A 26,284-nucleotide genomic window follows, 5' to 3' on the forward strand; every position below is an offset into this window, starting at 1 on the left:
TTTTCTATGGTTATTTGGTAAAGAAGTTCGGCAAGAACTCTTTATTGGCCTCCAGCATTTCATCCAGCATACGTACCGCTATATCTACAGATGGAACGAGTGGATGATGTACCATGGCCTGAAGAGCAAGTGCACGGTCACCGGTTACAGCGGCATCAATAGCTAGTTGCTCATAAGTTTTGACCGCATGAATGAGTCCCTTAGCCATCGGTGGAATCTTGGTCAGTGGTAGAGGCAGTGGACCGTTCTTGGTGACAACACAGTTGACTTCGATACTTGCATCTTCTGGCAGGAAGTCCAGTATGCCACGGTTAGCAACATTCAGGGTCTGGATGTCGTTTGATCCGTTATGGAGCGATCTCATGAGATTAACGGCCGCCTCTGAGTAGAAAGCACCGCCGCGTTGCTCCAGCTGTTTTGGTTTCTCGCTTAACTCCAGATTGGCGTATAGCTCAAATAGCTCTTCTTCTACGCGCTTCACGACTTCAGCACGATTGATGCCTTGCTTAAATGATTCCATTTGCTCTTCGAGCATGGCATCTGTCATATAAAAATATTTCAAATAGTAGGAAGGGACGGCACGAAGCGATTGTAAGAACTCAGGATTCCACTCTCGGGCAGGTACGTTCTTAGCACTGTAACCTTCTGTGAGCATGTCATCCAGCTTATCTTCACCTTCAACATCGATCCGAGTAATCCAGTGCAAGTGATTCAGACCCACAAATTCGGCATAAACACGGTCCGCAGCTACGTTATATTTGGCGGATACTTGCTTGATCAGACCGATAGGTGCGTTACAGAGACCGATACTCTTTACTTTGGAGTATTTCAGAACAGCCTCAGTGACCATTCCTGCAGGGTTGGTGAAATTGAGCAGCCAGGCGTTAGGAGCCAGCTCTTCGATGTCACGGCATACATCCAGAATGACAGGGATCGTACGCAGTGCTTTCATCATTCCACCAGGGCCCGTCGTTTCTTGACCGATAACACCATACTTAAGAGGAATAGACTCATCACGTGCGCGGGCATCGAGCATACCGACACGCATCTGAGTGCTGACGAAGTCTGCGCCTTCGATAGCCCTCCGGCGGTCTGTTGTAAGATGAACTTCAATCGGAAGCCCGGATTTCTCAACCATACGTTTAGCGAGATTTCCAACGATATTCAGCTTGCGGAGTCCAGGTTCAATGTCTACAAGCCAGAGTTCACGAACAGGAAGCTCCTTGTAATGAAGAATAAAACCCTCTACCAATTCGGGTGTATACGAAGAACCCCCACCGATAACTGCGATCTTTAATCCTTGTTTAGTTGCCAAGATCAATCACTCCTGTCTTATTAGTTTGTTGAATAGATTCATAGTCTTGGAATCCCCGCATTTTGTTAAAGACTTCATTACTAAGGACTAGACCGTCTTGGTCCATCGCGGACCATACGGCACCTACTACAGGTTCTGTGGTAAGGGTTACCACAGTTGCTTGTGGAGCTGCGGCTAGTACAGCCTTCTCAATTGGTCCGCGAATCCAGCCGCGATCTCCACGGGTTAGCAGACTTCCTGCCAGAACCACATCGAAGGTATCCTGCTCCATGCCAAGCTTGTGTATGACTGCAGCAGCGGATTTTCCTAACTCAACGCCTTGCCGATTTAGAATCTCCAAGGCTACGGCATCTCCCTCAGCGGCTGCTTCAAAGAGCAAGCGTGCAGCATGTACAGGCACCTGTTTCCAATGATCGAGGAAATCATTAAACATATCCGCTACTTCCTCATAGCCTAGCAAATTGAGCAGGAGACCGGTCAAGAGTGTAGGTTGTTCTCGTCCATCCCAAGCTCTAATGACAGAGCGAAAGACTTCAATGTTGAGTGCACCACCTCCGCCGAAATCCCCGTACATGTAGTCGAAGCCGCCACACTGATAGTGCTCTCCTTTCGGGTTTCTGCCTGCCGAATTAGTGCCCGTGCCACAGATTAGTGCAACTCCATAAGTGCGAGTCGTCCCTGCGCGTAATCCGATCATCGTGTCACAGTTGATTGTGTAATTGATAAATCCGATCTCGCATATCATTGGGTGGAGAATGGCATAATCAGCCTCGCGATCGGCACCAGCAAGTCCTAGATAAGTGTGCTTGATGTCTTCTAATCGGAGTCCGGCTTCTGAGAGTGCTCCGAATGTGGCTTCTCGAATACTGTTGGCTGCCTCCTGGGCGCCAGTCTGGTGGTTACCGTTACCGCTCTTGCCTTTACCGAGAACATTACCAAGTTCATCGCATAGCAGAGCATAGGTTTTAGTACCTCCACCATCGATCCCTAAGTAGTAAGTCAAAGGTCATCACTCCTAGTGTATGGAATAGAATCTACTTGACTGCGGTAGATTCGCGTACAATAATTTTGGGGTCAATCCGCACGCCGGCTCCACGTTTCATCTTGCCGGAGATGCGTCTGAGCAGCATATCTGCGGCAGCCAGCCCGATTTTATCCGAAGGTTGACGTATCGTTGTAAGATATGGATGAAGCTGTGAAGCAATGTAATGATCATCATAGCCAATTACAGCTACCTCTTCGGGTACTCGAATGCCAGCTTCCATCAATGCGTTGATGACTCCAAGGGCGATATTGTCATCACCAGCGAATACTGCAGTAGGTAGTTGTCCTTCATTTAGCCAACGCTTGCAGGTATCATATCCCATTCCAATATCGAAATCGCCATGCACAATCTCAAATGGAGTGAGATTTTTTTCTTCAAGCGCGTGCAGGAATCCAGCGCGTCGCTCCCGCGTACTGCGGAACATCTCCTGTCCACAGAGATGAGCGATTGACGTATGACCGAGTGATAACAGATGACTGGTGGCCATATATCCACCCTTGAAGTTGTCGATCGTGATGGAGTAGGTGTCATTTTCAGGCTTCTGATTATCTATCAACACATAAGGGATACCTCGTCGTTTTAATTCCACAATATAATTATCCTCTTCCACTGGAGACAGTAGAATCAAACCATCTACCCGATCCTCCTGAATCAGATAGTGGCTATCATCCGATTCGATGCCTTTTGAGATGGATATGGCTAGATAATAACCGTGTAGCGCCAACACCTCATTTAGTTCTTTGACCACTGCATCGAAGAAGGAATCCTGCAAGGTGGTGACGATTAGACCGATAATTCCAGTCTTGCCGCTGGCCAAGCTCCGTGCCGCTGCATTAGGGCGATAATCCAGCTCTTTAATGGCATCTAACACCTTCTGACGATTGTTTTCTCGTACCGATTCGGCTCCGTTTAGAACCCGGGATACGGTTACGACGGATAATCCGGATTTCTTAGCAACATCAAAAATACTAACCTTCATTTTAAGTTCTCCTTGCTTAAATATAAGCGCTTTAACTTTTGTACGGATTATGATTATTCTTAAGTTTAAATGTAGTATGTGTGCATCCAAAAGTTTAAGCGCTTTAACTTTTGGGTGAACTTGTTAAATTCATCTTAGAGGATGACTTCTAATTAATCAATACTTATTTTGGATATGAAAGCGATATCGTTATTTACTAATTTGTGTGTAAGTATGTCAAATATGATGACATTCATTTGTGATTTTCGAGAGCGAGCTCTCGTGCTATGATTAGGCTTGATTATATTTTTTTAGAATCGAGGAAACTGAGTGACGACTAGACCCTACCTAAAAATGATCCAGCATTCCGTGAAATCCAGAGGTATCAGCTTTGAGGAAATCACGCCGAATTTCGTATATAGAGCAACGGATGGAGTTCATTCGTTTGTAATGGTAGACGCGGAGATTGGTCTAAACAGCAGCGCTTCTACGATTATTGCCATGAGTAAATCTCTAACTTATGATGTCTTACGCAAAGCGAATATTCCGGCTGTAGAGCATGTCTATTTAGCACATCCGGACTCCAAATTTAGCAATTTAGATCCTTATCCAATAGCTAAGGATTATTTCCATAAGTGCAATGGAGAGGCTGTTGTGAAGCAAGACAACGGGGCGCAGGGCAATCATGTGTACAGGGTTAATGAGATAGGAGATCTGCAAGAGAAGCTGGATTTATTATTTTCCTTGCAGCTTAATGGGGCGATAGGCCCTTATTATGAAGCAGAGATTGAGTATAGAATCGTAACTTTTAATCATCTGGCGCGTGTATTCCTTGGGAAAAAAAGAGTTCATTCCTGGAAGCACAATTTGATTAATGGAGCTGTTACGATTGAGGTAAGAGATCAGGCCAAACGAGAGGCGCTGGCAGAGCTTGCTTCCCAGACCTCTAAAGCGATGGGCCTTGATTTCTGTTCCATAGATATCTTAGAGACAAATCAAGGCCTCAAGGTCATCGAAGTTAATCATAAGGTTATGTTAGATGAGTATTGTAAGCAGAACCCGAGCGAAGTGCCAGCTCTATCTGATCTTTATAGGGAAGTCATTCTCCAGCGTTTTGAGAAGCTATAAGCCGATATCGAGCAGCGATTGCCCGAATAATCGTTTGGCATTTCCGATGAAGGTTTGCGTGCCGACAATTACAATAATCTCGGAGGACGATCGAGCTTTTATGTGAGTAAGAGCATCCTCCAAATAGGGAAACTCGGAGCTTTTTTCGATAAAACGCTCGGCAACACGGAGTGCATCTGTAGGAAAAGAAAGATGACTGATGTCAGGCTTTGTGACGATCAATTGCTCCGAGACCGTACTCATCAATTCGATAACCCCTAGATAATCTTTATCTTCGGGGACACCGATGATTGAAGTTACATCTCGACTGCGGTCGGGATTGACTAGTTGAATAAGCTCAGCCAGATAGGCTGCCGATTCCTTATGAATCGCTCCGTCAATAATCGTTAACGGATCATGGCAGATCACCTCACAACGACCCGGCCATTGCAGTTTTGCAAAACAATTGATTAAGAGTTCCCTATCCAGGGGACTGCCTGTAATATCCTCACATAGCGCGACTGCAGTGGCGGCATTTAGAGCTTGAAATTGCCCCAATAACGGGATCGTTAAGGACGGGTAAATCGCTTGATTTGTCCGAACATCAAAAGTAGTTCCAATGGGCGTTATTGTAATAGAGTCAGCCCAAAACTGCTCCTCATAGTACTGTACAGAATTGGAGGTAAGGTTCTCCTTTATAGTCGCTAGTACGCTCGGATTCTGCCTGCTGATATAGGCTTTTGTAACCTTATTTTTGACGATTCCCAGCTTATGTAGCGTAATACTATTCAGGTCAGGACCCAAATTAGCTACATGTTCTTCCATAATCGGAGTAATGACCGCCCAATCATTCTTCAGGACATTCGTGTCATCAAACCTTCCGCCTCTTCCGCATTCAATTACATTGAAATCGGTATGATTCTCCTTGAAGTACAACGCCGCTATAGCTAGACCTATCCCAACAGGACCTTGATATTCATCAGCACTAAGCTGATTTTCAATCGTTTGGAATCCCTCGTGAACCACATTTCCTAATCGTACAAAATCCTCTGTGGATATGGCCCGCCCGTTAATCCGAATTCTCTCGTTGAAATCGACCAGATGAGGGGAGGTGAACAAGCCCACTTTATAGCCTAGGTGACTTAACAAAGAAGAGATGAATCTGGAGGTGGAGCCTTTACCTTTACTGCCTGTGACTAGTATGTATTGTTGATCTCGATCCGGACTTCCGACTAGATCCAGCAAAGCTCTGGTTAATTCCGGTCTTCTAACTTGTTCATCCAAAGTTTCTGTGATGTTGTTAATGGCTCTTAGATAAGAGCTATAGATCATATCTTCTACCTGGGATTGTGAAGTGAATTTCACGATTATCGCTCCATTTAGTTAATTTTTGCTCGTTCTTCAGATAGCGTCGTGTAGATGATTATCGGAAGCAGTATCAGAGAAATAGCAATGGTCAGAGCGATGCTCCAGTTCAAATCCTTATACAGCTGAACTACAGTAAACAATAAAGCGATTACGGGCAAGACCAACTTGTTTAAGTGTTTTAAGAATAGGGAGTTCATGCTTCTCTTTACGGTAACCGATGTGCCGATACTGGGGATTTCCAGTTCATTCCGTGACAAAGCGGTGATTCCGATAAATAAGTGGCTGTCGATAAATTTAAGCTGCTCATTCTCCTCATTTAGCTTGATCAGTTGGGCTATATGCTCAGTGTCTATATCTAAGATGGGGACGGTGATTGTTTTGTTGTTATAGGTGACGACGATTTTGTCGGTCTCTTCCATACCCAGCAGCTTTCTAACATTGGGATGAATTCGGCATAGATTTTGGTGTTCATCAAAAGGGTAGGGATGGCCTACTCTTAGTGTAAGCTCTCTTTTGCCAATAAAAAGATTTCCTAATGCGGTTAAAGGCCGTTTGATTCCCAAATGTATAAGTTTATGTATGCCTGGCTTGGACTGAGGACTTGTTCTTGCACGGGTAATAATTAGTTGATCATCCTCAGTGGCATGAGTCTCAAGCAGCAACATGATATATCTGTTGAAATACAGGGCATTCGGCTTGGCTGTGTCATCTTCTTTTAAAGTTAAGTTTACCCGAAAGCCATTTTTAGGATTAATAAGCTCGACATGGTTCGAATATTTACGGACAAGCGTTGGACAGGCTTTGACATAAGGCTTGGCAATCTCGTCCACTTTAGGAATTCCCCGAAGGATCGTGCTGTACTCAGGTTTGGTAATGGTTAATCCTGTTAGTGGGCAGTTTCCTAGCTTGTCCTTTGCCTTTTTCGACAATTGAATACTGCCTCTTGGGATATCACTTTTAGATAAAAGCAAACAGCTAACCTGAGCGCCATTCTCTGCTTTAAGCTCGACAAAGATATGGTGGACTAAGCCTAATTCGACTAACTCATCGGGGTTTATTGTGATTTCTTCCCGAGCTGTATAGCTCTGTTTCTCCAGTATAGTGAAGGTCTGCTCGATATTTATGTTAGGCGCCTCCCAATCGATTGATGATTTGTTCGAGGGAATGAATGGTTTTTTGGAATAAATCAAATGAATTCGGGTTACGATAATTTCGATTAATTTCAATCTGAAAACCTTGAACTAACAATTCTTTAGCCGAATACGAAGTGATCGTTCCGGGATGAGATGCAGAAAAGGTATGGTTTTGATGAACATTGGTAATACCATTATTGAAAAAAATACGTACGACTTCATTTATATTATTTTCCTGTATGGATGTTCCGTGTAATGTGCCTAAATCAATATCGAATTCTCTGTCTTTAGAAGCACCATGCAAGTCTATAACAAAGTTAATTTGATGCTCTTTGACAATTGTTCCAAGCGCAGCTTTATATTCTCCCCCAAGGATGTAATTTGGGTCTTCTTTGGAGAAGCTATTGGAATAAATACAGTGGCAATCTGTGAGCTTGTGTAACAGCAGCGCTAGCGAACCTGTATACATGTCTGCAGGTTTTACAGCATGTTCTCTATAGTGGTTAATGGCATGCGGAGCAGATACAAGTACGGGAAGGGTGCCAACTTCAATGGAGTAAGAGGGCTCTACCCCAATATCGCCAAAATAATTATTATTAGAGAATTGTAACTCATACTTTTCGATCAGAGATAAGATATGATATCACCTATTCCTATTTATTTTGAATCTATTATAACGTCTGAGGATTTGTGATGGCGATTTTTTCTAATAAAGTGGCTATTGAAATGTTGGAAACGGTGTGCTAATATTTCAATTGAAAACGTTACCGATAAGGATACCAGAAAAAAGCGATCGTTACTTAAGTGAAATGAAAACGCTGACAACATTCTAGGTGGGTAATTTCGGAGACGTCTTTAAGCGAGGTAATTTAATAACAAGTACGAGGGGGAAGAAAAATGAAGAACATTAAAAAATATCTAGGGCTTATGTTGGTTATGTCTATGGTAGTAGTCTTGGCAGCAGGGTGCGGGAATAAAGAAAACAATGCTGCATCTAATGATGGAAACGCTTCATCTGGTAAAAAAGGATCGGTTTACTTCTTAAACTTCAAGCCTGAAATTGCAGAAATATATGAAAAAATCGCTAAGGATTACGAAGCAGAGACAGGCGTTAAAGTAAAAGTCGTAACGGCTGCTGCAGGTACTTATGAAACCAAATTGAAATCTGAAATTTCTAAGTCAGATGCACCTACAATCTTCCAAATTAACGGACCTGTTGGTTTTCAATCTTGGAAAGATTATACCTTGGATTTGAAGGATACTAAGCTGTACAGCTATCTGTCCGATAAAAGCTTGGCTGTAACAGAAGGTGAAGGCGTATATGGTATCCCTTACGTAGTTGAAGGATACGGTATCATCTACAACGATGCAATCATGAAGAAATACTTTGCCTTGGCTGATAAAGCTGTATCCATCTCTTCCACGACTGAAATCAATAATTTCGAGACCTTGAAAGCAGTAGTAGAAGATATGACTGCTAAAAAAGATCAACTGGGTATTAAGGGTGTATTTGCTTCCACTTCCCTCGCTGCTGGTGAGCAATGGAGATGGCAGACTCACTTGGCTAACTTGCCGCTGTACTATGAATTCAAAGACAACACTGAGTTTGATAATACCGTACTTGCGGGTTTAGCTTCTAAAGAAGTTGAATTCAAATATAACGATAAATTCAAAAACATTTTCGATCTTTACATCAAAAACTCTGTGACTAAAGAAGCGCTTCTAGGTAGTAAATCTGTAGCTGATTCCATGGCTGAGTTCGCACTGGGTAATGCAGCTATGGTTCAAAACGGTAACTGGGCTTGGTCACAAATCAATGATGTAGACGGTAACGTAGTTAAAGCTGAAGAGATCAAATTCTTGCCTATCTACACAGGTATGGAAGGCGAGGAAAAACAAGGTCTGGCTGTAGGTACAGAAAACTATTTGGCAATCAACAGCAAAGCATCTGCTGAGAATCAACAAGCTTCTATCGCATTCTTGGAATGGTTGTTCTCCAGTGAAAAAGGTAAAGCTTATGTAACGAATGACTTAGGTTTCATCGCTCCATTCAACACTTTCGAAGATAGCGAAAAACCAGCAGACCCACTGGCTAAAGAAGTGTCCGCTTGGATGGAAAAAGATCTGACTTCCGTAGCTTGGACATTTGCAGCATTCCCAAGTGAAGAGTTCAAAAATGTCTTTGGTGATGCGCTCTTGCAGTACGCTCAAGGTAACAAAACTTGGGATGAAGTTGTAACGATCTTCAAGGACACTTGGAAGGCTGAAAAAGCAAAATAATAAAGGCATGGAAAGATGATTGAATATCCCTCAGTTGTTATATAGATACAAGCTTAGTGCCACTAGGTTCCTTAGGGACTTCAGTGGCACTAAGCAACAATTCGAGTGAATTTGATTACATCTGTTTAATCATTTTCCATTCTGAGATAGGAGAAGACTCCATGGAAAAATCGATAAAAAAATATTTTGCTCTTTTTGCATTACCGACCATAATAGCCTTTGGAATCGCTTTTGTTGTACCATTTCTGCTAGGTATATATTTATCCTTTACAGAGTTTACTACAGTCAATGATGCTAAATGGATAGGTTTTGGCAATTACGTTAAGGCATTCTCAAATCAAGAATTCCTAAATGCGCTGGGCTTTACGGTTAAGTTTACAGTTCTATCGGTTCTTACGATTAATGTGTTCGCTTTCATTCTGGCGATGTTGTTAACTAGAAAACTAAAAGGCACTAACGTATTTAGAACTATCTTTTTCATGCCTAACTTGATAGGCGGTATCGTATTAGGATACATTTGGCAGTTGATCTTTAATGGAATCCTGTATAAATTTGGTGTTACTTTGACCTCAGATGCTACTTATGGATTTTGGGGATTAATCATCCTTATGAATTGGCAATTGATAGGGTACATGATGATTATCTATGTTGCAGGTATTCAAAATGTGCCTAAGGATATAGTAGAAGCCGCAAGAATTGATGGAGCTTCACGTTCTAAGATATTACGTAATGTGACCATCCCGCTCGTAATGCCGTCTATCACCATTTGTTTGTTTTTAACCTTATCGAATTCATTCAAATTGTTTGACCAAAACTTAGCATTGACCGCTGGTGCTCCGTCTAAGCAGACATCCATGTTGGCACTGGACATCTACAATACATTCTACGCAAAAACAGGGTGGGAAGGTGTGGGTCAAGCGAAGGCCGTCGTATTCTTTGCTTTAGTAGCCTTAATCGCCTTAGTACAACTTGTCATTACTAGAAGAAAGGAGGTTGAGAACTAATGCAACAGACTAGAGCAAAAGACTACTCCATTTTCACTATTTTGTTGGTCTTGGCCATTGCGTTCTTATCTCCGATCTTTATTGTTCTAATGAACTCCTTCAAAGGTAAGTTCTACATTAGTGATACGCCTTTCTTATTCCCTAATGAAACTACATTTGTTGGTTTAAAGAACTATACTAGCGGTGTAGCGAAGATCGATTTCTTTAGTGCTTTCGGAATGTCCTTGTTTATCACCGTGTGTTCGGTTGCTGTAATCGTGTTATTCACTTCCATGACCGCATGGTATATTACTCGGGTGAAATCAAAATTCACGAACTTAATGTACTACGCATTTGTGTTCTCAATGATCGTACCTTTCCAAATGGTTATGTTCACAATGACTAAGACAGCCAATGTGCTGCATCTCGATAATCCGATTGGAATTATCTTGATCTATTTAGGATTTGGCTCAGGGCTATCCGTCTTTATGTTTAGTGGATTTGTGAAGTCCATACCGCTTGAAGTTGAAGAAGCAGTTATGATTGATGGATGTAATCCACCGCAAGCCTTCTTTAGAGTGGTACTGCCCATCCTTAAGCCTATAGCTGTAACCGTAGCGATCCTAAATGTAATGTGGGTATGGAATGACTTCCTGTTGCCGGATCTGCTGATCGGTACTGAATACAAAACAATTCCTATTGCGATACAGTACCTAAAAGGCGGTTACGGATCGATTGATATGGGAGCTATGATGGCGATGCTTGTATTAGCTATTGTACCGATTATCATTTTCTACCTCACCTGCCAAAAATACATTATTGAGGGTGTTGTTGCAGGAGCTGTGAAGGGTTAAATAGAATATGTCTGTAGAAGCAAGTAGGGTGCTTTTCTTGTTGAGTCTTCTCTTCAAGAATCCCCTGCTTTCTTATTTAACGTGCAAAGGAAAGGTAGAAATGGAGAGATTGACTATAATAGATATCGCCAAATTATGTGGGGTTGGCGTGACTACAGTATCCAGAGCGATAAATAATCATCCAGACATTAATGAAGAAACAAAAGCGATGGTTATGAGAGTCATCAAAGAGAACCATTATGTACCGAATAACAGTGCGAGAAATTTAAAACGTTCAGATTCGAAAACGATTGCAGTATTGATTAAAGGGATTTCTAACCCCTTTTTTAGTCCGATGATCAAAGTATTTGAAAAAGAGATTCAGCGAAAAAGATACTCCTTCATTCTGCAACGAGTTGATGAGAATCAAGATGAGATCGAAGTAGCGATTGAACTGGAGAAAGAAAAACGTTTGAAGGGAATTGTGTTCCTGGGGGGATTATTCTCACACTCTCAAGAAAAATTACAACAATTAACGGTTCCATTTGTTCTTAGTACGATCGGAATGACGGAAGAGTTTGATCTAAGTGATTATTCTTCTGTATCTGTAGATGACTTTAATGAAAGCCTTAAGATCGTCGATTATTTATGTAATTTGGGACATCAGAAAATAGCAGTCATTACTGCCCCTGAAGATGATGTGAGTATTGGTAAACTGAGATATGAAGGCTATAAAAAGGCACTTTCAAATCATGCAATAGCTTATAATGAACGGCTAGTACGGCGGATGAAAGAAGATATTGATAGCTACAGTATGGAAAACGGGTATGTGGTTACAAAAGAACTGCTGGAGTCAGGGGAAGAGTTTACTGCTATTTTCACCTTATCAGATAGTATGGCCATTGGCGCTTGTAAAGCAATATTTGAAGCGGGTAAGCGAGTACCGGAAGACTACTCTGTAGCTGGTTATGACGGACTGGATATTTCCTTCTATTATAATCCTTCCATTACTACCATTAAGCAGCCGGTAGTTGAAATTGCGGAAGCAACAATTAAGATACTTTTTGATCTCATTAATAAGAAGGTAAATCACGCGCATCAGATTTTCCCTGCAGAATTAATGGTTAGAGAATCTACGAGGTCTATATTGTAGTGTCAAAAGGTTTATATGTTTAAGTTTATTTACGAATCGGGGTGGGGAGATAGAACCGCAAGAGATTAAACTTAATGATATCAACAGCATCACTCGGTTTCTCACCGCATTCGGTGACCCTACTCGGATTCGGATTGTTACGTTATTAGGCAATAAAGGTCGCCTGAACGTTGGGGAAATTGCAGGAGAATTCGAAATAAGCAGACCAGCGGTCTCGCACCACCTCAAAATCTTACGGGATGCTCGCATTGTTGACTTTAAGAAAAGGGGGCAGGAGGTGTATTACTGGTTGGCTCGTGAGAGGGTTACAATGAATTTTAGGACGCTTGCTGATTTGGCGTCGTCGTTTCATTATGGGGACTAAGCCAGCTTAAGAAATCGGCTTAGTCCTATTTAGTTTCGAGATTTAAGGTCCTTGTTGAGTACATTTCGAAACATCCCCACACCTAATAATACCAAGGGTAGAAATACACCGAAGGTTATAATATAGTACACCCAGTAATTATCAAATAATGTGTTGTAATAAGTGTAATTTGGAGCAATAAGCGGTGCTAGTGCAACAAGGATCATTCCTGTAGGTAGAGTTAGCACTCGAAACTCTTTTAGGTTTAATAATTGAGACATTCCTAGAACAAAAGCGTAGAAGTACAAGGTTACTTCTATAAATAAGGTTAACATCCACAATAGAGCTATCAAGGCTTCAACCCGCTCGAAGAACCCGCCAACGGATATTCGCCTTGCGATGTTATAGCTGGGATATATATCTCTGGTCGTCAGATCCGGTCCTAGCACTAAAATGGAAACAAGGATGGTCAGGAAAATGATAATCCCGCCTAGGAGACAACCCTGTAGTAAAGCTTTTGTTATTTTTTGCTGTTGATTTACATAAGGAAGGAACATTAGAAAGACAACAGGCTCTAAGAAGGTATAAGACGAAATGGAGATGGACCCTCTTAGCACTGGCTTTATTCCGTCCTCTAATATGGGCAGCATTCTGACGATTCCCATTTGAGGAATAATGGCAACCGTCAGGACCAGAAATAGGACTATAACCATGGGAGTAAAGATCTCACCCGTTCGTCCGATGACCTCAATACCGAGTCGTGTTGCCATAATGACGATCAGTATAAATAAGATTAGAATAGCCGGAATAGGAGTTCCAGTTAACATTTCCGAGGTCACGAAATCAGCCACTTCCCGCATACTTCCTACGGCAACGATGAGAAAATACATTAAGGTCAAAAGGGATACAATAGTCCCAAACCATTTTCCAAAAACTTTTTGAATCAGTTGGATAAGCGTTAGTTTGGGGTATAACTTTGCAACTCTGCTATACATATAGATGGCTAATAAACCTACGACCATTCCAATTAAGGAAGAAATCCAGGCATTTTGTTTGGCGTAGTGTGTAGTGGAAGGAGGGATTACTAGAATGGAATCCCCGATGGTAAGGAGCATAACAAGAATAGTTAGCTGACGAGTACTTATTTTTCCTTTTTCGAGCATGGCTTCATTCACTCCAATGTATTACTTCATCTTTTCTAAGAAAGAGTTAGTCACTTTTCCTAACTGGCGAATCTCCATGTTCACCTTTACGGTTACTGGCAAGTTAACAAAGGCTTGATCCCAATTATCACTCAGTTTCTTCCATTCTTGCGGGTTGGAGCGATGGATGGCTTCACCAAATCCAAAAATATCACTTTTATATTCTTGTTGTACCTTCTTAATTGTAGTTTCGAATAATTTTATCACTTTCTGGTTGGCAATTTGATTTAATTCTGTGATGGTTTTTGGGTTCGTCAGTTCTAGATTGCTGCATTGTACCTCGCCTATATCTGCTTCTAAATATTGATTAATACTGATAGCAGGTTTTCCTTCCTGCACGCTGCCTTTAACTTTGGAGTGAGCTTCAAATACCTCAAGAGATATCCTTTTCCCTTCAGGACAGTTGATGTAGAACACCGTGTTATTCACTTTGTTCGTTAAATAGTTATACACCTTTGATTCCTCTTGATTTAGCCAACCGATTAATTTGTCATCTTTGAATACGGCTAACCCTGAGTATTTTAATTGTGTTGGTGAATCTACCGTTTCAACATTCTTTGGGGTCTCCCCCACATCTATATTCCCTTGGATAACAACCCCTGTTAAAACTGGATCTTTACCCTTAGCTACAAGATCTGTAATCAAATCTCCTAGTGTTACAGTAGATGTAGGCGCCCATTGCTTCTCCGATGTTTCCAAACTGGAGAACAAGCGTACAGCGGGAATCTTTTCGAGGCTAGTTAATATTTTCAGAGCATCTTCTGCCTTGGCGTCCTTTGACACCACTATAAAATAATCATTTCGAGTTGCGGTATCCCTTGACATGAAGTCAAGAACGTCACGTATTCCCCCCCTAGCCAGATCCTCGCTGAGGACTAAGATCCGCAGATGAGAGATATAGATTTTACGTGGACTTACGGTTGTGATTTTCCTAAGGGCTTCATATACGGTTTTTCCGGTCGTTTTATAAAGGTTAACGGGTGATTGAGGGCTCCCCCCTTTTGATCCAGCGATCTGGCTGGGTAAAACCACTTGTGCAGAAACTTGAAACTCATCTCCGACCTTATCTATACCGATACCTACGGCAATCGCGAGATCATTCATTTCCTCTCGACTCCAGCAACCCGTTAAGCCTATTTGCATGAGCACAAGAAGGCAAAGCAGAAGTGATCTTCGTTTCATGGTGTATTCCTCCATTAGATCTCTCGGGGCTAGTCCGACTAATTGTTAAGATAACCAGGCATTTACCATGTCGGCTACAGGCTTATAGATGAACACCATCCAAGCCAACGGATTGGAGATCGAGATATTCATTACGTAAATAAGACTAAAGCAAGTTCCCAGCAATAGAAGAAATGAAAATACCCACAGCTCCCGGATTAGCTTTTTCCTCCACATAAGGGGTACTTCAATAGCAATAATAACGGCTACAATGATGAGAATCCCTACTATACCCAATATTAACAACCTCCCAACCAATCTTTAGTTCCGAGATGCCAAGTCTTTGCTAAGTGCTTTTTGAAACATGCCCACACTTAATAACACCAAGGGTAGAAATATCCCGAAGGTAATGACATAGTACACCCAATAATTATCAAAAACTGCGTTGTAATAAGTGAAGTTCGGGGCAATGATGGGAGCAAGTGCAACTAAGATCATCCCTGTGGGTAAGGATAATACCCGATAATCTTTTAATTTCAATAATTGGGACAACCCCAGAACGAAAGCATATAAGTACAAGGTTACTTTTATGAACAAAGTTAACATCCACTCTAAAGCGATCATGGCTTCAACCCGTTCGAAGAATCCGCCAACAGATATGCGCCTTGCGATGTTATAACTGGGATATATATCTCTGTTTGTCAGATCCGGACCTAATACCAGTATAGAAACGAGAAGCGTAATGAAAATTACGATACCGCCTAGAATCGCTCCCTTAAAGAAGCTCTTTGTTATTTTTCCTTGCTGATTTACATAAGGAAGGATCATCAAAAAGACAACTGTTTCTAAAAAGGTGTAAGTAGTGATGGAGATAGACCCTCTTAGAACAGGCTTTATCCCGTCCTCCAAAATGGGTAGCATTCTTACTATTTCCATCTGAGGAATAATAGCAAAGGTCTGAATTAGAAATAAGAAAATGAACATGGGAATGAAGATCTCGCTAGCTCTTCCAATGACCTCGATACCCAGACGGGATGCCATAATTGCGATCAGTATAAATAACATTAAAATGGCTGGAATAGGGGTTTCAGGTAACATTTCTGAGGTCACGAAATCAGCGATTTCTCGCATGCTTCCAACGGAAACCATAAGAAAAAACATGATAGCCAGAAGCGATACAATCGTTCCTATCCATTTTCCAAAAGTCTTTTGAATGGCCTCTATAAGCGTTAAATTGGGATAGGCCTTTGCGAACTTGCTATACGTATAGACGGCTAATAGACCTGCGATCATCCCGACTAAAGTGGAAATCCAGGCGTTTTGTCTAGCGTAGTGAGTAGCGGAAGAGGGGATTATAAGAATAGAATCCCCAATAGTAAGGAGCATAACCAATATGGTTAGCTGACGGGCACTTATTTTTCCCTTTTCTAACATGGCTTCGTTCACTCCTATTTATTTGTCTTCATCTCTTGCAAGAAAGAATTAGTTACTTTTCCTAACAGACGAATCTTACAATCCATCTCGATGTTTACCGGCATATCAACAAAGGTTTGATCCCAATTATTCCTCAGCTTCTTCCAAGCCTGCGGGTTAGAGCGATGGATGGCTTCACCAAATCCAAAAATATCGCTTTTGTATTCTTTTTGCACTTTCTTAATCGTATTTTCGAATTGCTCTGACACTTCCTTGTTGATGCTTTGTTCTAATTCGGTAATGGTCTTTGGGTTTGTCAAGTCTAGATCTTTACATTGTACCTCTGTTAAATCTGCTTCCATATGTTGCTGAATACTGATTTCTGGCTTGCCATTCCGCATGCCGCCCTTTATCTTGGCGTGGGCATCAAATACCTTATAAGACGCCATTTTTCCATTGGGACATTTTCTGACGGCGAGCGATTCCTTCACCTGATTGGTTAAGTAGTTATACACCTTTGATTCCTCTTGGTTTAGCCAACCAATCAATTTGTCATCCTTGAATACCGCTAGCCCTGAGTAATTTAATTGTGTTGGAGAATCTATGGATTCTACATTTTTTAGGGATTCTCCTACGGCTACACTTCCTTCGATGACAAGGCCCGTTAATACAGGATTCTTCCCCCTAGTTACCAGTTCTGTAATGAGTGTTCCTAAGGTCACCGTTGATGTAGGTGCCCAAGTTTTCTTTGAGGTCTCTAGGCTGGAAAACAAGCGTACAGCGGGAATCTTTTCGAGATTGGTTAACACTTTCAGAGCATCCTCTGCCTTGGCATTCTTTGCTACCACAATAAAATAATCATTTCGAGTTTCAGTATCTCTTGACAGGGAATCTAGGACATCACTGATTCCCTCTTTAGCTAAATCTTCGCCAAGGACTAATATTCGAAGATGAGAGATATAAATTTGACGTGGGCTTCTCGTTGTGATTTTCCTAAGTGCTTCAGTTATAGTTCTACCGGTTGCTTTATAAAGGTTAACGGGTGATTGGGCAATGCTTCCTTTTGAACCGGCGATTTGACTGGGTAACACAACTTGTGCAGAAACTTGATATTGATCTCCTTGTTTATCGAAACCAAGGCCTACAGCAATTGCAATTTTGTTTAACTCCTGTCTGCTCCAGCAACTTGTTAGGAATATTTGAATGAGAATAAGAACGCAAATCAAAAGCGATTTTCGTTTCATGATTTATTCCTCCGTCAAATCTCCCGGTTTTTGCGGGGGTGTACTTTTTTCCCGAACGATATTTTTTTGATTGATTAGCCTAGGGCGGTTAAACATAGCCCACAAGGGCATTCGGAAGAAGACATCCTTTTGATCGGAAAGATTATAGGGTGCTAACGGGCTCATGTAGGGAATTCCAAAGGAGCGTAAGCTGCACATATGCAGAACTATCGCAATAACCCCGATAATGATCCCGAACAATCCAAAGGATGCAGCAAGGAACATCATCGGAAAACGAAGCATTCTAATCGTCAAAGAAAGATCAAAGGATGGTAGCACAAAGCTAGAGATCGCCGTTATAGCGACGACAATAAGCATCGCAGCCGAAACAATACCGGCATCCACCGCTGCAGTCCCAATCACCAAAGTACCTACAATGGATACAGATTGGGCTATAGTTTGGGGCATTCGTACACTCGCTTCCCTTATAATCTCAAAGGCAAGTTCCATTAACAGTGCTTCAATAAATGCGGGAAGTGGCACGCCTTCCCGTTGTGCAGCCAAACTGATCAGCAGGGTTGTGGGTAGCATTTCCTGATGGAAGGTAGTAATAGCTACATACAAAGATGGGGCTAGTAGTGAAACAAATATACTGAAATAGCGAAGCAGCCGAACTAGGGTGCTTACATCGGCGCGTTGATAATAATCCTCGGCCGTCTGCATGAAGGATACGAATAAGGTAGGAACCGTCATTACTATAGGCGTTCCATCTACTAATATGGCTACTTTGCCCTCCATAAGCGCAGCTGCAATAACATCAGGACGTTCTGTATGATGGATCGTTGGAAACGGAGAGTAGGTTTCATCCTCGATTAATTCTTCGATATAACCACTTTCCAGAATGGCATCCACATCGATTCGATCTAAACGTGAATGTACTTCTTTCACAATTCCTTCACTAACAATGCCATTGATATACATAATAGCTACATCAGTCTGGGTTACACGTCCAATTTGCTGTGTTTCTAACCAGAGATTGGGGTCCTTTATTTTTCGCCGAATTAATGCAGTATTCGTTCGTAAGCTTTCTGTGAAGGCTTCTTTAGGTCCGCGAATTACCGTTTCAGTGGAGCTTTCCGTTACACCGCGGTCTTTCCAGCCTCGCATTCCAATCGTGAATCCTTTGGTGTCTCCATCGATTAAAAGAATCACATCTCCGGATAGTAGAGAGGTAAATAAAGAAGTGAATTCGGTCACATCCTTGATATCACCTACAGTGAGCATGTGTCTTTTAAAAAAGGAATAGTTGTCACCGTCAGCTTCCAAGGTTGAATCAGGAATTTCTAAGATAAGAGACTCTAGAATGAAGTCCTGAATAGCTTTACTGTCTGCTAGTCCATCTGTATAGAAAATAGCGGCTTTGATCTGGTGTTCTAAACCAATAACGAAATCTCTGATCACAAGGTCAGTGCTATGGCCAAGGGTTGTTTTTATATATTGAATATTATCTTGTAGGCTTTTCTTGATAGGTTCCTTAGGTAAATCTTTAATGGGGTCGGGGTGCCCTAATGAAGGCTTTTTAAAAGCTTTTGTTATCGTTCTGTTCAGAAATCCCATAGTTGTTATCCCTCTTCCGCAAGCTGCTGTAATATAGCTATTACCATAATGCGGTGGGATTATTCTTTGAATAATCTACTGCGGCTTGGGGGATGAACACACAAAAAAGCCGCCGAGATTCTCTCGACAGCTAGGGCAGAACTTGATATTTAAGAACTAGAGGATGTCCAATCATTCGTCAGGTGTTTCTCAGTTAGTATGGAGAGCAACTGGATACCGACTTCATTATGGCCGCCTTCTGGGATGATCAAATCGGCGTATTTTTTGGATGGCTCAATAAAAGCTTCATGCATCGGCTTAACCGTGCTTAAATATTGGTGATGGATCGACTGGATGCTCCGACCGCGTTCCTCGATATCCCGGAGTACCCGGCGGAGGATGCGCACATCAGGGTCAGCATCAACAAATACTTTGATATCAAGCATATCGCGGAGATTCTCGTCGGACAGAACATGGAGTCCTTCGATGATTACAATATTGTTTGGTTTCAGTTCTACGGTCTCCGTAGTGGAGCGGGCATGAACTGTGAAGTCATACACTGGTGCATATGCGGTTTGATCTTCTCGCAGACATTTAAGATGCTCGATAAGCAGCTCGTTGTCGAAAGCGAAAGGATGATCATAGTTAATGGATTCACGTTCAGCAAAGCTGAGGTGCGAATGATCCTTATAGTAGTTATCTTGAGATATGAAAGTTACCTTTCCCGTTCCAAGACGGTCAATGACGGAGCGGGCTACGGTTGTCTTTCCCGAGCCGGTGCCGCCGGCGATACCAATGATGAGCATGTGATTCAATAACCCTCCCTAAGATTGCCGTTGCAATTCCAATATTGTAGCACAGCGCTCATGTTTTTTCACCTTAGATCGGGTAAAATTAAGATGGGATTTTTTGAAATTCGTCTATATTAGGGACAAGGTAAATACGGAAGGGGCAATTCTACCAATGAACGGAAAAAAATCAGTGCAAGAAGCCTTTAATGAAACGACTTATCGAATTGTAGGACATGGGAATAGAGATGTTCAAGTCTTGAAGGAAGCCTTTGAAGCTGTAGAGAACAGTACAGCATCTGATATTTACGGATCGGGAAAGGTTATTGAGGAATTCCAGGCGGAGATGGCGGAGCTTTTGGGAAAAGAAACCGCAGTCTTCTTTCCGAGTGGAACGATGGCACAGCAAATCGCCTTAAGAATATGGTGTGATGAACAAGGCCTCAAGAGAGTTGCTTATCATCCTTTATGTCATTTGGAGATCCATGAGCAGGATGGGCTGAAGGAATTGCATCATATCGAGCCAGTCCTACTGGCAGACAAAGATCGATTAATCACCTTAGATGATGTAATACATATGAAGGAAGATATCGCTTGTCTGCTGCTTGAATTGCCGCAGCGCGAGATTGGTGGACAATTACCGGAGTATAAGGAGCTTGAAGCGATTTCTGCACATTGTCGTGCTCGCGGAATTAAGCTGCATCTGGATGGCGCAAGATTGCTTGAGACACTCCCCTATTACGGTAAGACAGCTGCTGAGATCTGCGCCCTCTTTGATAGTGTCTATATCTCACTATATAAAGGAATCGGGGGAATTGCAGGCGCGATTCTTGCAGGCAACGAGGACTTTACGAAGCAATCGAAGATATGGAAACGGCGGCATGGTGGCGACCTAATCAGTCTGTATCCTTACATCATTTCCTCTGATTACTATTACCGGCAAAGAGTAGATAAGATGCACAAGTATTATGATGGGGCCAAGGAGCTTGCTGCCTTAGTTAATCAATGCCGCGCTGTGACGACATTACCTGCTGAACCGGTCTCCAACATGTTTCATATGCATTTTCAAATGTCTCGGGAGAACATCGAACCGATTCTGTCTTCTGTATATGAGACAACAGGAATCGGTTTAAGCGCAGCGATAAGACCAACGGGAGAACATACTTCTTATTGTGAGATCAGTATTGGAGACAAGTACGCCGACATCCCTAAAGAAGAGCTTAAAGAATTTTTTCTGCTACTCGATAAGCTAATGCATGAATTATCTTCCGAGCAGCGATCGAAGTAACGAAATCCGTAATAATTGTTTTTTAATAAGCTTTGTACGGAAATCACTCCTTAATTGATTGTAGATCGGTGGGCAATGGGTGAGCGCCCAATGGTACATGAATTTAAAGTCTGTAGCGTCTTTCGCAGAATTTAATAAATAGTATGAGATCGTATCATACGCATTATGGCTAAACCATTCTGTCATTTCCTGCTCGCTATAGCCATATTTCTGAATGGCCATATTCTTAATCAAGAGTTTCTCCTCCAGATTCTCAATTAAGAATCCCTGACTCAGATGAAAGGTAATGTTGTCACCATGTAATCTATACACGCCGGCAAGGGTATCTATGAAGCCAGCATCACCGACCAACAGAGAGCGCAGATAAATAGAAGCATCGTTGACCATATTCATACTCAGGATATCCATAGCCATTAAGGCCTCGCGCTTAAAGACAGTTGTTAGTGTGGAGGAGGGCTTCGGATATCCTTTTTTCTCGAAATTCATGAAATAATCTTGCTTCTTAATAATTTTACTTAGCTGTAGGCTGCTGATCTTCAGTTGTTTTGCCTTTGAATATTCAAGAAACACATTAGCAGCCACAAATGAGATTTCGGGATGAAGATTGTGAAAGTCCACAGCCTTACTTAAATAGTTCATGTCAATCAGATAGTCGTCATCATCTAGGAAAAGAACATACTCGCCATCACCATGAGCGGCAAAGGCTGAACGGCGATTATTACCGGGTCCGCTATTCTTTTCGTTTCGCATGTAGATTACCTGCGGCTCATCTCCGAAGCTTTGCTGCATTAACTCTTCCGTCCCATCTGTAGAACAATCGTCGATCACTGTGATCTCTTTATGAGGATAGTCTTGCTTTAAGATGCTTTGGATCGCTTGGTATAGAAATGCCTTTCTATTGTAAGTAGTGATAATGACACTGACCTTGGGATAATCGGCAAAGGAAACGAGTACTGGGTCTGAACTAGCCGTATCTGAGGACTGATATTTGAATGCAACTAACCCATGGATTAACCCGTCGATCTCTTCTTGCACGATACTAAATTGCTCTGCTAAATAGAACCTTAATGCATCCTCCGAAGCTCTCCCTGTGAGATAAGCCTGGATCACCTCTGATAAAGTTTCTAAAAAGGCTTTGACTTGGGGATTTTGTTCTTTATCTATGATCAGACGACATCTTTGGAAGATTTCTTTATCATCCATATGAAGGGGGAATGAGTGGTTGATTTCATCATTTAGGTCATTCAGAAAGACGTAACAGGCTTGCTGTAAAACCTCGCTATGATCCATTTCGAGTCCTCCTGTTGTGTTATTTGGATAAACCACTTACCTCAGGCTGAGTATTAATTTTATTTTTGAGTTTATATCGATACTTTTTGAGATGTTCCCATGTATAGAGAAATACTTCCCGTTCCATTAAAGAGCCGATTACGAAATATACAGGCAAAATCACAAGTCCTAGCAGTACACCCCACAACATAAGTCCCGCATAGGAATGGATGGGGATATTGATAGCGCGAGAGATCAGAATAATGCCCACAAAAACCACTGCATTCGTTAGCCATCTTTTAAAGGTGACCCAAGCACTCCGATTCAGCAGATGTCTGCTAGCGTAGATCACGATATCTATGGAGCGGTATAAGAGGGCGGCTATAGTTCCCATCAGTACACCGTAAATTCCCATGAAGATTACAAATACAATGGAAGCTACCAGATTTATAGCTGATTCCAGAATGGAACGGTTCTGTGTGTTCTTGAAATGCCCGGCGATGGTAATCACATTATTGGAAGAAGCTCTGGCATTGGTTAATAATTTAATGACTACGAACAGGATCGGTAGCCACATATCGATGTAATTCACGTCATTTACTCCAGCGGTATACAACTTCATAAAAGGAAGAATTAGAATGTAAGCCACAGTCAGAATTGAGAAGATGAGCCCCATAAAGTAGACTTCGTAAGCATCATAAAATTTAATAAAGGCTTCTTTACTCTCATGAAAGCTCTGACCAAGAGCTGCCTTTACACTTCCGTTTATAGTTTGAACAATGTTATCTACAATCGTAAAAATCATGTTGTACATGACATAGATGCTAACGATCTTTAAGTTCGTAAATATAGTCAGGATCAGCACGTCGGTATTTCTAAACACCAAGTAGGAGATCTCATGAACTAACACGGAGTTTTTTTGACCAATGGCTGCATAGTCTGGTTTAAGATTTAGGTCGATCCATTTGTAATGCTTATTGATATAGATATAGAAGACAACGATTTGAAGTATGGTCAATATGAAATAGGATGCTTGCACTGCGATGATGTTAACACCTTGAAGTAATAACAGAATCCGAATCACATTGTTCAGAATATTAGCCACAGTGACAATAGAAGTTTCTACATAGCTTTTTCCCTCTGCAGCGAGCAGAACTTTGAATTTTCCTTGAAAATAATAATTAATCGCTCCGCCCATCCCTGTGAGCAAAATAATGAGCATAATCGATAATTTATCGATGTCAGAGGTGATCACTAATGGGTATATAACGGCAATTAGGAGGACGGCGAAGAAATAATAAATCCCTGTTTTTTTATAATAGCTGGAGGTAGCGGCCAGAATAGAGTTGATATGGGTCTTATCATCCGAAGCTACCGGCTTATATAGGGCTTGGATCGAAGCGGCGCCTACACCGGCTTCTAGCAGGGCCAAATAACTAATGATCTGTACAATCGAAGCGATTAAACCATTGGCTTCAGAGCCATAGTTAACCATAATCAGTCTGGGTATAAAAAAACCAAGGATGATCGTGATGAGCTGACTTCCGAGTCCAAAGGATAAGTTAAGAATGCTCCGCTTGGCTCTCATAACGTATCCTCCTTTCGTAAAGCGATAAATACGTATCCAGATGTTCGAAATGCCTTTCGGCATGTTTGGCTTGTGGCGTAACATCCATGTAGTGGGTAGTCATACTATCAAAAACCTGTGCAGGCTGTAGCTGCTCTAGTGTAGTGAAATCGGTATATAACCCTTTGTACTGGGCATCTTCCATTACATTGATCATTTTTTGGCTGTAAGCCACGGGAAACACTGGTTTACCCAACACCCAGCCCAGGATCATCGCATGGAATCTTGATGCTACTATGAAGCTGGAGTTGGCTAGAACGGCCAAGACCTCTTCCATATTCGTTTTATATAAATGCACTTGGATGGCATCCTCATAGGAGGAGCCCATAAGATTCCGGATTTCCTCAATCGCTAGCTGATCACCTTCATGTTCGCAAAATGACATGAAATGAACAGCGTAGCCTTTTTCAATGAAATAAATTGCGAGTTCTTTCATTTTTTCATAATAGAGGTTGTCAAAACCGTTCAGACCTTTAAAAGAAGGCTTAATAACGGATAAGACGATGTAATCCTCAGGTTCGGGTTGAAGATCTGGCGGGTTAAGCTGAAAAATAATATCTGGCGCTAAACGGACATGATCCAGATCCTCAAATAACTCATAAGAGTACTTTTCTCTAAAACAGATATCTGTATAGTCCTTAAAAATCCGCCTGTGTTCCTCATAATATTCTTTATCTGTATAAGGGCCGAAATTCGATCCTAATAAATAGTAGGGTTTATTCTTATTCCGTATGGCTTCAGCGTTCTTGAAATGCTCTTCCCAATGTTCTGCCTGCATAAAGATCGAGCCACCGATATGAACAACGCCATCGGAGCGATCGGCCATATATTTTTGCGCCAGATTATGTATCTTTAACCTTCTGCAAATAAAGGCAACGCCTCTTAAGAAGAGGGAATCAGAAGGATACACTTTCAGATTCTTGATCTCTTTGAAACACTGCTTGTATAAGCTTGGAGCACAGATTCTGAATTGGGTATCGGGATATCGCTCACATAGCACCTTAATGAACAAATCATCGCCCAAATTAAATTCGGTATAGGCATAGATCAGCATCTTTTTCATATTCTAGATTCCTTTCGCTTGAACCTGGATAAGCTTCTCTCCACAGAAATGAATCTGTGATATAGAAGCGGGGAGATTAAGAATGCTCGGATATAAAGGGCTAATCTTCGATCATTACCTCTATAACGTCTTATGAGTTCATACATTTCTTGATTTAGTTCAGGATAGGTATGATCAATGTCGCGAAGTAATTCCTGAATGCTTATGCCTTCTGTCCCATTAAGACAGGTTTTGAGGTTGAAAAAGTAATTCTCGATCAACTCGCGATTTCTTATATAAGGGGATATCATATCCAGCTTCTCAAAGGGATGGGCCTCGAAATAGGCATCGACCCGTTTGAATACACCGACGACATCAAATTTTTTCACATTATAGCTATTGGAAATTGAAGTGTTTCTTTGTAAATAAAACGATAATATATCCGGTAACGTAATGACTCTAGCCGCTCTGGATAAGGCTTTGTAGATAAATTCCTGATCTTCTCCATTTACACAGCGTTCTGTATATTTGAGTCCATGAAGGAGTAATAGATCCCGTTTATACGCAATGCTCCCTGTCCATATCCGCAAGCTTTTGTCCACAAAAATATGAGTCAGCGCTTCACTGCCTGTGATGTCACTATAATCGGAAGAGTAACTCAAAGTAGTGACTCCATCCTCTGAAACATGGCTATATCCCCAGCAAATAATCTCGGGGGCTGATACTTGAGTATGGGTATGAATAGTTCGGACTAAGTCAGTAGAGATATAATCATCTCCATCCAGAAACAACACATATTTCCCTTTGGCTTCTGCTAAGCCTCTATTTCTAGCCGCGCTAACCCCCTGATTTTCTGTTCGAATGACTTTGCAAGAAAAATCGGGGTAAAGGGAGAGGATATTATCTATCACGTTGTAGGTGTTATCCGTTGATCCGTCATCTACGATAATGACTTCGAAATGTTGTTCACTTTGGGTAAGGAGCGAATTAAACATAGGGGTTATATAATGCTCAATATTGTATACAGGGACCACAATGCTTAAATTCATGTGCTGGCTCCTTTCCTTAGTAGAACTGGATAAATAGCTATCTTAAGCTTACCCTCCGTATCAAAAGGTTGTATATACTACTTTAGTTTACTTATTGCTACCTCTATT

Annotated in this window: 24 protein-coding genes; 7 read left to right on the top strand and 17 right to left on the bottom strand. The window is 41.7% G+C overall.

Annotation, left to right across the window (positions count from 1 at the left end):
- Nucleotides 1-10 precede the first annotated feature (10 nt).
- From ACN6MV_RS01295 to ACN6MV_RS01305, 3 genes are read right to left on the bottom strand one after another with little or no spacing between them, the layout of a single operon-like run.
- Nucleotides 11-1,315: a 6-phospho-beta-glucosidase gene (locus ACN6MV_RS01295; protein WP_419885555.1), complete on the bottom strand. Its 1,305-nt coding sequence runs from the start codon at nt 1,313-1,315 to the stop codon at nt 11-13.
- The gene (locus ACN6MV_RS01300) at nt 1,305-2,318 is read right to left on the bottom strand and encodes an N-acetylglucosamine kinase (protein ID WP_042123406.1); all 1,014 of its coding nucleotides are present in this window, start codon (nt 2,316-2,318) and stop codon (nt 1,305-1,307) included. The genes ACN6MV_RS01295 and ACN6MV_RS01300 overlap by 11 nt, the downstream gene beginning before the upstream one ends.
- A gap of 31 nt (nt 2,319-2,349) precedes the next feature.
- A complete protein-coding gene (locus tag ACN6MV_RS01305; protein WP_042123408.1) occupies nt 2,350-3,339 on the bottom strand; it encodes a LacI family DNA-binding transcriptional regulator in 990 nt (329 codons plus the stop codon).
- 309 nt (nt 3,340-3,648) lie between these two features.
- Between ACN6MV_RS01305 and ACN6MV_RS01310 the strand changes: the two genes are divergently transcribed.
- A complete protein-coding gene (locus tag ACN6MV_RS01310; protein ID WP_139328426.1) occupies nt 3,649-4,446 on the top strand; it encodes an ATP-grasp domain-containing protein in 798 nt (265 codons plus the stop codon).
- Here ACN6MV_RS01310 and ACN6MV_RS01315 read toward each other — a convergent pair.
- The 3 genes from ACN6MV_RS01315 to ACN6MV_RS01325 form a co-directional block, all read right to left on the bottom strand.
- Nucleotides 4,441-5,790, bottom strand: coding sequence for a bifunctional folylpolyglutamate synthase/dihydrofolate synthase (locus ACN6MV_RS01315; RefSeq protein ID WP_419885556.1), 1,350 nt, complete (start codon nt 5,788-5,790; stop codon nt 4,441-4,443). The genes ACN6MV_RS01310 and ACN6MV_RS01315 overlap by 6 nt on opposite strands.
- Nucleotides 5,791-5,804: 14 nt before the next feature.
- Nucleotides 5,805-6,722 carry a hypothetical protein gene (locus ACN6MV_RS01320; protein ID WP_419885557.1) on the bottom strand — a complete coding sequence of 306 codons (918 nt, stop codon included), beginning with the start codon at nt 6,720-6,722 and terminating at the stop codon, nt 5,805-5,807.
- A 196-nt stretch (nt 6,723-6,918) separates the two neighbouring features.
- Nucleotides 6,919-7,395 (bottom strand): hypothetical protein, encoded by a 477-nt coding sequence (locus ACN6MV_RS01325; protein WP_052414414.1) that lies wholly within the window; start codon nt 7,393-7,395, stop codon nt 6,919-6,921.
- Nucleotides 7,396-7,823: 428 nt separating this feature from the next.
- Here ACN6MV_RS01325 and ACN6MV_RS01330 point away from each other — a divergent pair, with 428 nt between their 5' ends.
- From ACN6MV_RS01330 to ACN6MV_RS01350, 5 genes are all read left to right on the top strand, one after another.
- Nucleotides 7,824-9,206 (top strand): ABC transporter substrate-binding protein, encoded by a 1,383-nt coding sequence (locus ACN6MV_RS01330; protein ID WP_042123413.1) that lies wholly within the window; start codon nt 7,824-7,826, stop codon nt 9,204-9,206.
- Between the two features lie 161 nt (nt 9,207-9,367).
- Nucleotides 9,368-10,210, top strand: coding sequence for a carbohydrate ABC transporter permease (locus ACN6MV_RS01335; protein WP_042123416.1), 843 nt, complete (start codon nt 9,368-9,370; stop codon nt 10,208-10,210).
- Nucleotides 10,210-11,043, top strand: a complete 834-nt coding sequence (locus tag ACN6MV_RS01340; RefSeq protein ID WP_042123418.1) for a carbohydrate ABC transporter permease — start codon at nt 10,210-10,212, stop codon at nt 11,041-11,043. The genes ACN6MV_RS01335 and ACN6MV_RS01340 overlap by 1 nt, the downstream gene beginning before the upstream one ends.
- Before the next feature lie 100 nt (nt 11,044-11,143).
- Nucleotides 11,144-12,175 (top strand): LacI family DNA-binding transcriptional regulator, encoded by a 1,032-nt coding sequence (locus ACN6MV_RS01345; protein ID WP_419885558.1) that lies wholly within the window; start codon nt 11,144-11,146, stop codon nt 12,173-12,175.
- Nucleotides 12,176-12,263: 88 nt separating this feature from the next.
- Entirely contained in the window at nt 12,264-12,539 is a 276-nt protein-coding gene (locus ACN6MV_RS01350; protein ID WP_375105330.1) for an ArsR/SmtB family transcription factor, read from the top strand.
- A 29-nt stretch (nt 12,540-12,568) separates the two neighbouring features.
- Here the strand turns inward: ACN6MV_RS01350 and ACN6MV_RS01355 are convergent, their stop codons facing one another.
- From ACN6MV_RS01355 to udk, 7 genes are all read right to left on the bottom strand, one after another.
- Nucleotides 12,569-13,681 carry a GerAB/ArcD/ProY family transporter gene (locus ACN6MV_RS01355; RefSeq protein WP_419885559.1) on the bottom strand — a complete coding sequence of 371 codons (1,113 nt, stop codon included), beginning with the start codon at nt 13,679-13,681 and terminating at the stop codon, nt 12,569-12,571.
- 21 nt (nt 13,682-13,702) lie between these two features.
- A complete protein-coding gene (locus tag ACN6MV_RS01360; protein WP_419885560.1) occupies nt 13,703-14,902 on the bottom strand; it encodes a Ger(x)C family spore germination protein in 1,200 nt (399 codons plus the stop codon).
- Nucleotides 14,903-14,947: 45 nt separating this feature from the next.
- Nucleotides 14,948-15,178 (bottom strand): hypothetical protein, encoded by a 231-nt coding sequence (locus tag ACN6MV_RS01365; protein WP_339288821.1) that lies wholly within the window; start codon nt 15,176-15,178, stop codon nt 14,948-14,950.
- Nucleotides 15,179-15,202: 24 nt separating this feature from the next.
- Nucleotides 15,203-16,315 (bottom strand): endospore germination permease, encoded by a 1,113-nt coding sequence (locus ACN6MV_RS01370; protein WP_339288822.1) that lies wholly within the window; start codon nt 16,313-16,315, stop codon nt 15,203-15,205.
- A 14-nt stretch (nt 16,316-16,329) separates the two neighbouring features.
- Nucleotides 16,330-17,538: a Ger(x)C family spore germination protein gene (locus tag ACN6MV_RS01375; protein WP_339288823.1), complete on the bottom strand. Its 1,209-nt coding sequence runs from the start codon at nt 17,536-17,538 to the stop codon at nt 16,330-16,332.
- 3 nt (nt 17,539-17,541) lie between these two features.
- Entirely contained in the window at nt 17,542-19,134 is a 1,593-nt protein-coding gene (locus tag ACN6MV_RS01380) for a spore germination protein (protein WP_339288824.1), read from the bottom strand.
- A 149-nt stretch (nt 19,135-19,283) separates the two neighbouring features.
- On the bottom strand, nt 19,284-19,919 hold the full coding sequence (gene udk, locus ACN6MV_RS01385; protein ID WP_076116417.1) for a uridine kinase: 636 nt from the start codon (nt 19,917-19,919) through the stop codon (nt 19,284-19,286).
- 157 nt (nt 19,920-20,076) lie between these two features.
- Here udk and ACN6MV_RS01390 point away from each other — a divergent pair, with 157 nt between their 5' ends.
- On the top strand, nt 20,077-21,189 hold the full coding sequence (locus ACN6MV_RS01390) for a threonine aldolase family protein (protein ID WP_339288826.1): 1,113 nt from the start codon (nt 20,077-20,079) through the stop codon (nt 21,187-21,189).
- On the opposite strand, the gene ACN6MV_RS01395 is transcribed toward ACN6MV_RS01390, so the two are convergent.
- The 4 genes from ACN6MV_RS01395 to ACN6MV_RS01410 are packed head-to-tail and all read right to left on the bottom strand — an operon-like array spanning nt 21,163 to nt 26,176.
- Complete coding sequence (locus ACN6MV_RS01395) at nt 21,163-22,479, bottom strand: glycosyltransferase family A protein (RefSeq protein WP_339288827.1); 1,317 nt, start codon at nt 22,477-22,479, stop codon at nt 21,163-21,165. The genes ACN6MV_RS01390 and ACN6MV_RS01395 overlap by 27 nt on opposite strands.
- 19 nt (nt 22,480-22,498) lie before the next feature.
- On the bottom strand, nt 22,499-24,046 hold the full coding sequence (locus ACN6MV_RS01400) for a sugar isomerase (RefSeq protein WP_339288828.1): 1,548 nt from the start codon (nt 24,044-24,046) through the stop codon (nt 22,499-22,501).
- Entirely contained in the window at nt 24,021-25,148 is a 1,128-nt protein-coding gene (locus ACN6MV_RS01405; protein WP_339288829.1) for a polysaccharide pyruvyl transferase family protein, read from the bottom strand. The genes ACN6MV_RS01400 and ACN6MV_RS01405 overlap by 26 nt, the downstream gene beginning before the upstream one ends.
- A complete protein-coding gene (locus tag ACN6MV_RS01410) occupies nt 25,145-26,176 on the bottom strand; it encodes a glycosyltransferase family 2 protein (RefSeq protein ID WP_339288830.1) in 1,032 nt (343 codons plus the stop codon). The genes ACN6MV_RS01405 and ACN6MV_RS01410 overlap by 4 nt, the downstream gene beginning before the upstream one ends.
- Between the last annotated feature and the right edge of the window lie 108 nt (nt 26,177-26,284).

Origin of the sequence: Paenibacillus sp. B-A-8 (assembly GCF_048572915.1) — a bacterium.
Lineage (GTDB): Bacteria > Bacillota > Bacilli > Paenibacillales > Paenibacillaceae > Paenibacillus_AQ.

What these genes read in the sequence shown, in the direction of transcription:
- ACN6MV_RS01380 (WP_339288824.1), bottom strand. Translation starts at nt 19,134, where the DNA reads ATGGGATTTCTGAACAGAACGATAACAAAAGCTTTTAAAAAGCCTTCA.
- ACN6MV_RS01340 (WP_042123418.1), top strand. Translation starts at nt 10,210, where the DNA reads ATGCAACAGACTAGAGCAAAAGACTACTCCATTTTCACTATTTTGTTG.
- ACN6MV_RS01345 (WP_419885558.1), top strand. Translation starts at nt 11,144, where the DNA reads ATGGAGAGATTGACTATAATAGATATCGCCAAATTATGTGGGGTTGGC.
- ACN6MV_RS01325 (WP_052414414.1), bottom strand. Translation starts at nt 7,395, where the DNA reads ATGTATACAGGTTCGCTAGCGCTGCTGTTACACAAGCTCACAGATTGC.
- ACN6MV_RS01405 (WP_339288829.1), bottom strand. Translation starts at nt 25,148, where the DNA reads ATGAAAAAGATGCTGATCTATGCCTATACCGAATTTAATTTGGGCGAT.
- ACN6MV_RS01370 (WP_339288822.1), bottom strand. Translation starts at nt 16,315, where the DNA reads ATGTTAGAAAAGGGAAAAATAAGTGCCCGTCAGCTAACCATATTGGTT.
- ACN6MV_RS01400 (WP_339288828.1), bottom strand. Translation starts at nt 24,046, where the DNA reads ATGAGAGCCAAGCGGAGCATTCTTAACTTATCCTTTGGACTCGGAAGT.
- ACN6MV_RS01375 (WP_339288823.1), bottom strand. Translation starts at nt 17,538, where the DNA reads ATGAAACGAAAATCGCTTTTGATTTGCGTTCTTATTCTCATTCAAATA.
- ACN6MV_RS01335 (WP_042123416.1), top strand. Translation starts at nt 9,368, where the DNA reads ATGGAAAAATCGATAAAAAAATATTTTGCTCTTTTTGCATTACCGACC.
- ACN6MV_RS01355 (WP_419885559.1), bottom strand. Translation starts at nt 13,681, where the DNA reads ATGCTCGAAAAAGGAAAAATAAGTACTCGTCAGCTAACTATTCTTGTT.
- ACN6MV_RS01360 (WP_419885560.1), bottom strand. Translation starts at nt 14,902, where the DNA reads ATGAAACGAAGATCACTTCTGCTTTGCCTTCTTGTGCTCATGCAAATA.
- udk (WP_076116417.1), bottom strand. Translation starts at nt 19,919, where the DNA reads ATGCTCATCATTGGTATCGCCGGCGGCACCGGCTCGGGAAAGACAACC.
- ACN6MV_RS01390 (WP_339288826.1), top strand. Translation starts at nt 20,077, where the DNA reads ATGAACGGAAAAAAATCAGTGCAAGAAGCCTTTAATGAAACGACTTAT.
- ACN6MV_RS01395 (WP_339288827.1), bottom strand. Translation starts at nt 22,479, where the DNA reads ATGGATCATAGCGAGGTTTTACAGCAAGCCTGTTACGTCTTTCTGAAT.
- ACN6MV_RS01330 (WP_042123413.1), top strand. Translation starts at nt 7,824, where the DNA reads ATGAAGAACATTAAAAAATATCTAGGGCTTATGTTGGTTATGTCTATG.
- ACN6MV_RS01410 (WP_339288830.1), bottom strand. Translation starts at nt 26,176, where the DNA reads ATGAATTTAAGCATTGTGGTCCCTGTATACAATATTGAGCATTATATA.
- ACN6MV_RS01305 (WP_042123408.1), bottom strand. Translation starts at nt 3,339, where the DNA reads ATGAAGGTTAGTATTTTTGATGTTGCTAAGAAATCCGGATTATCCGTC.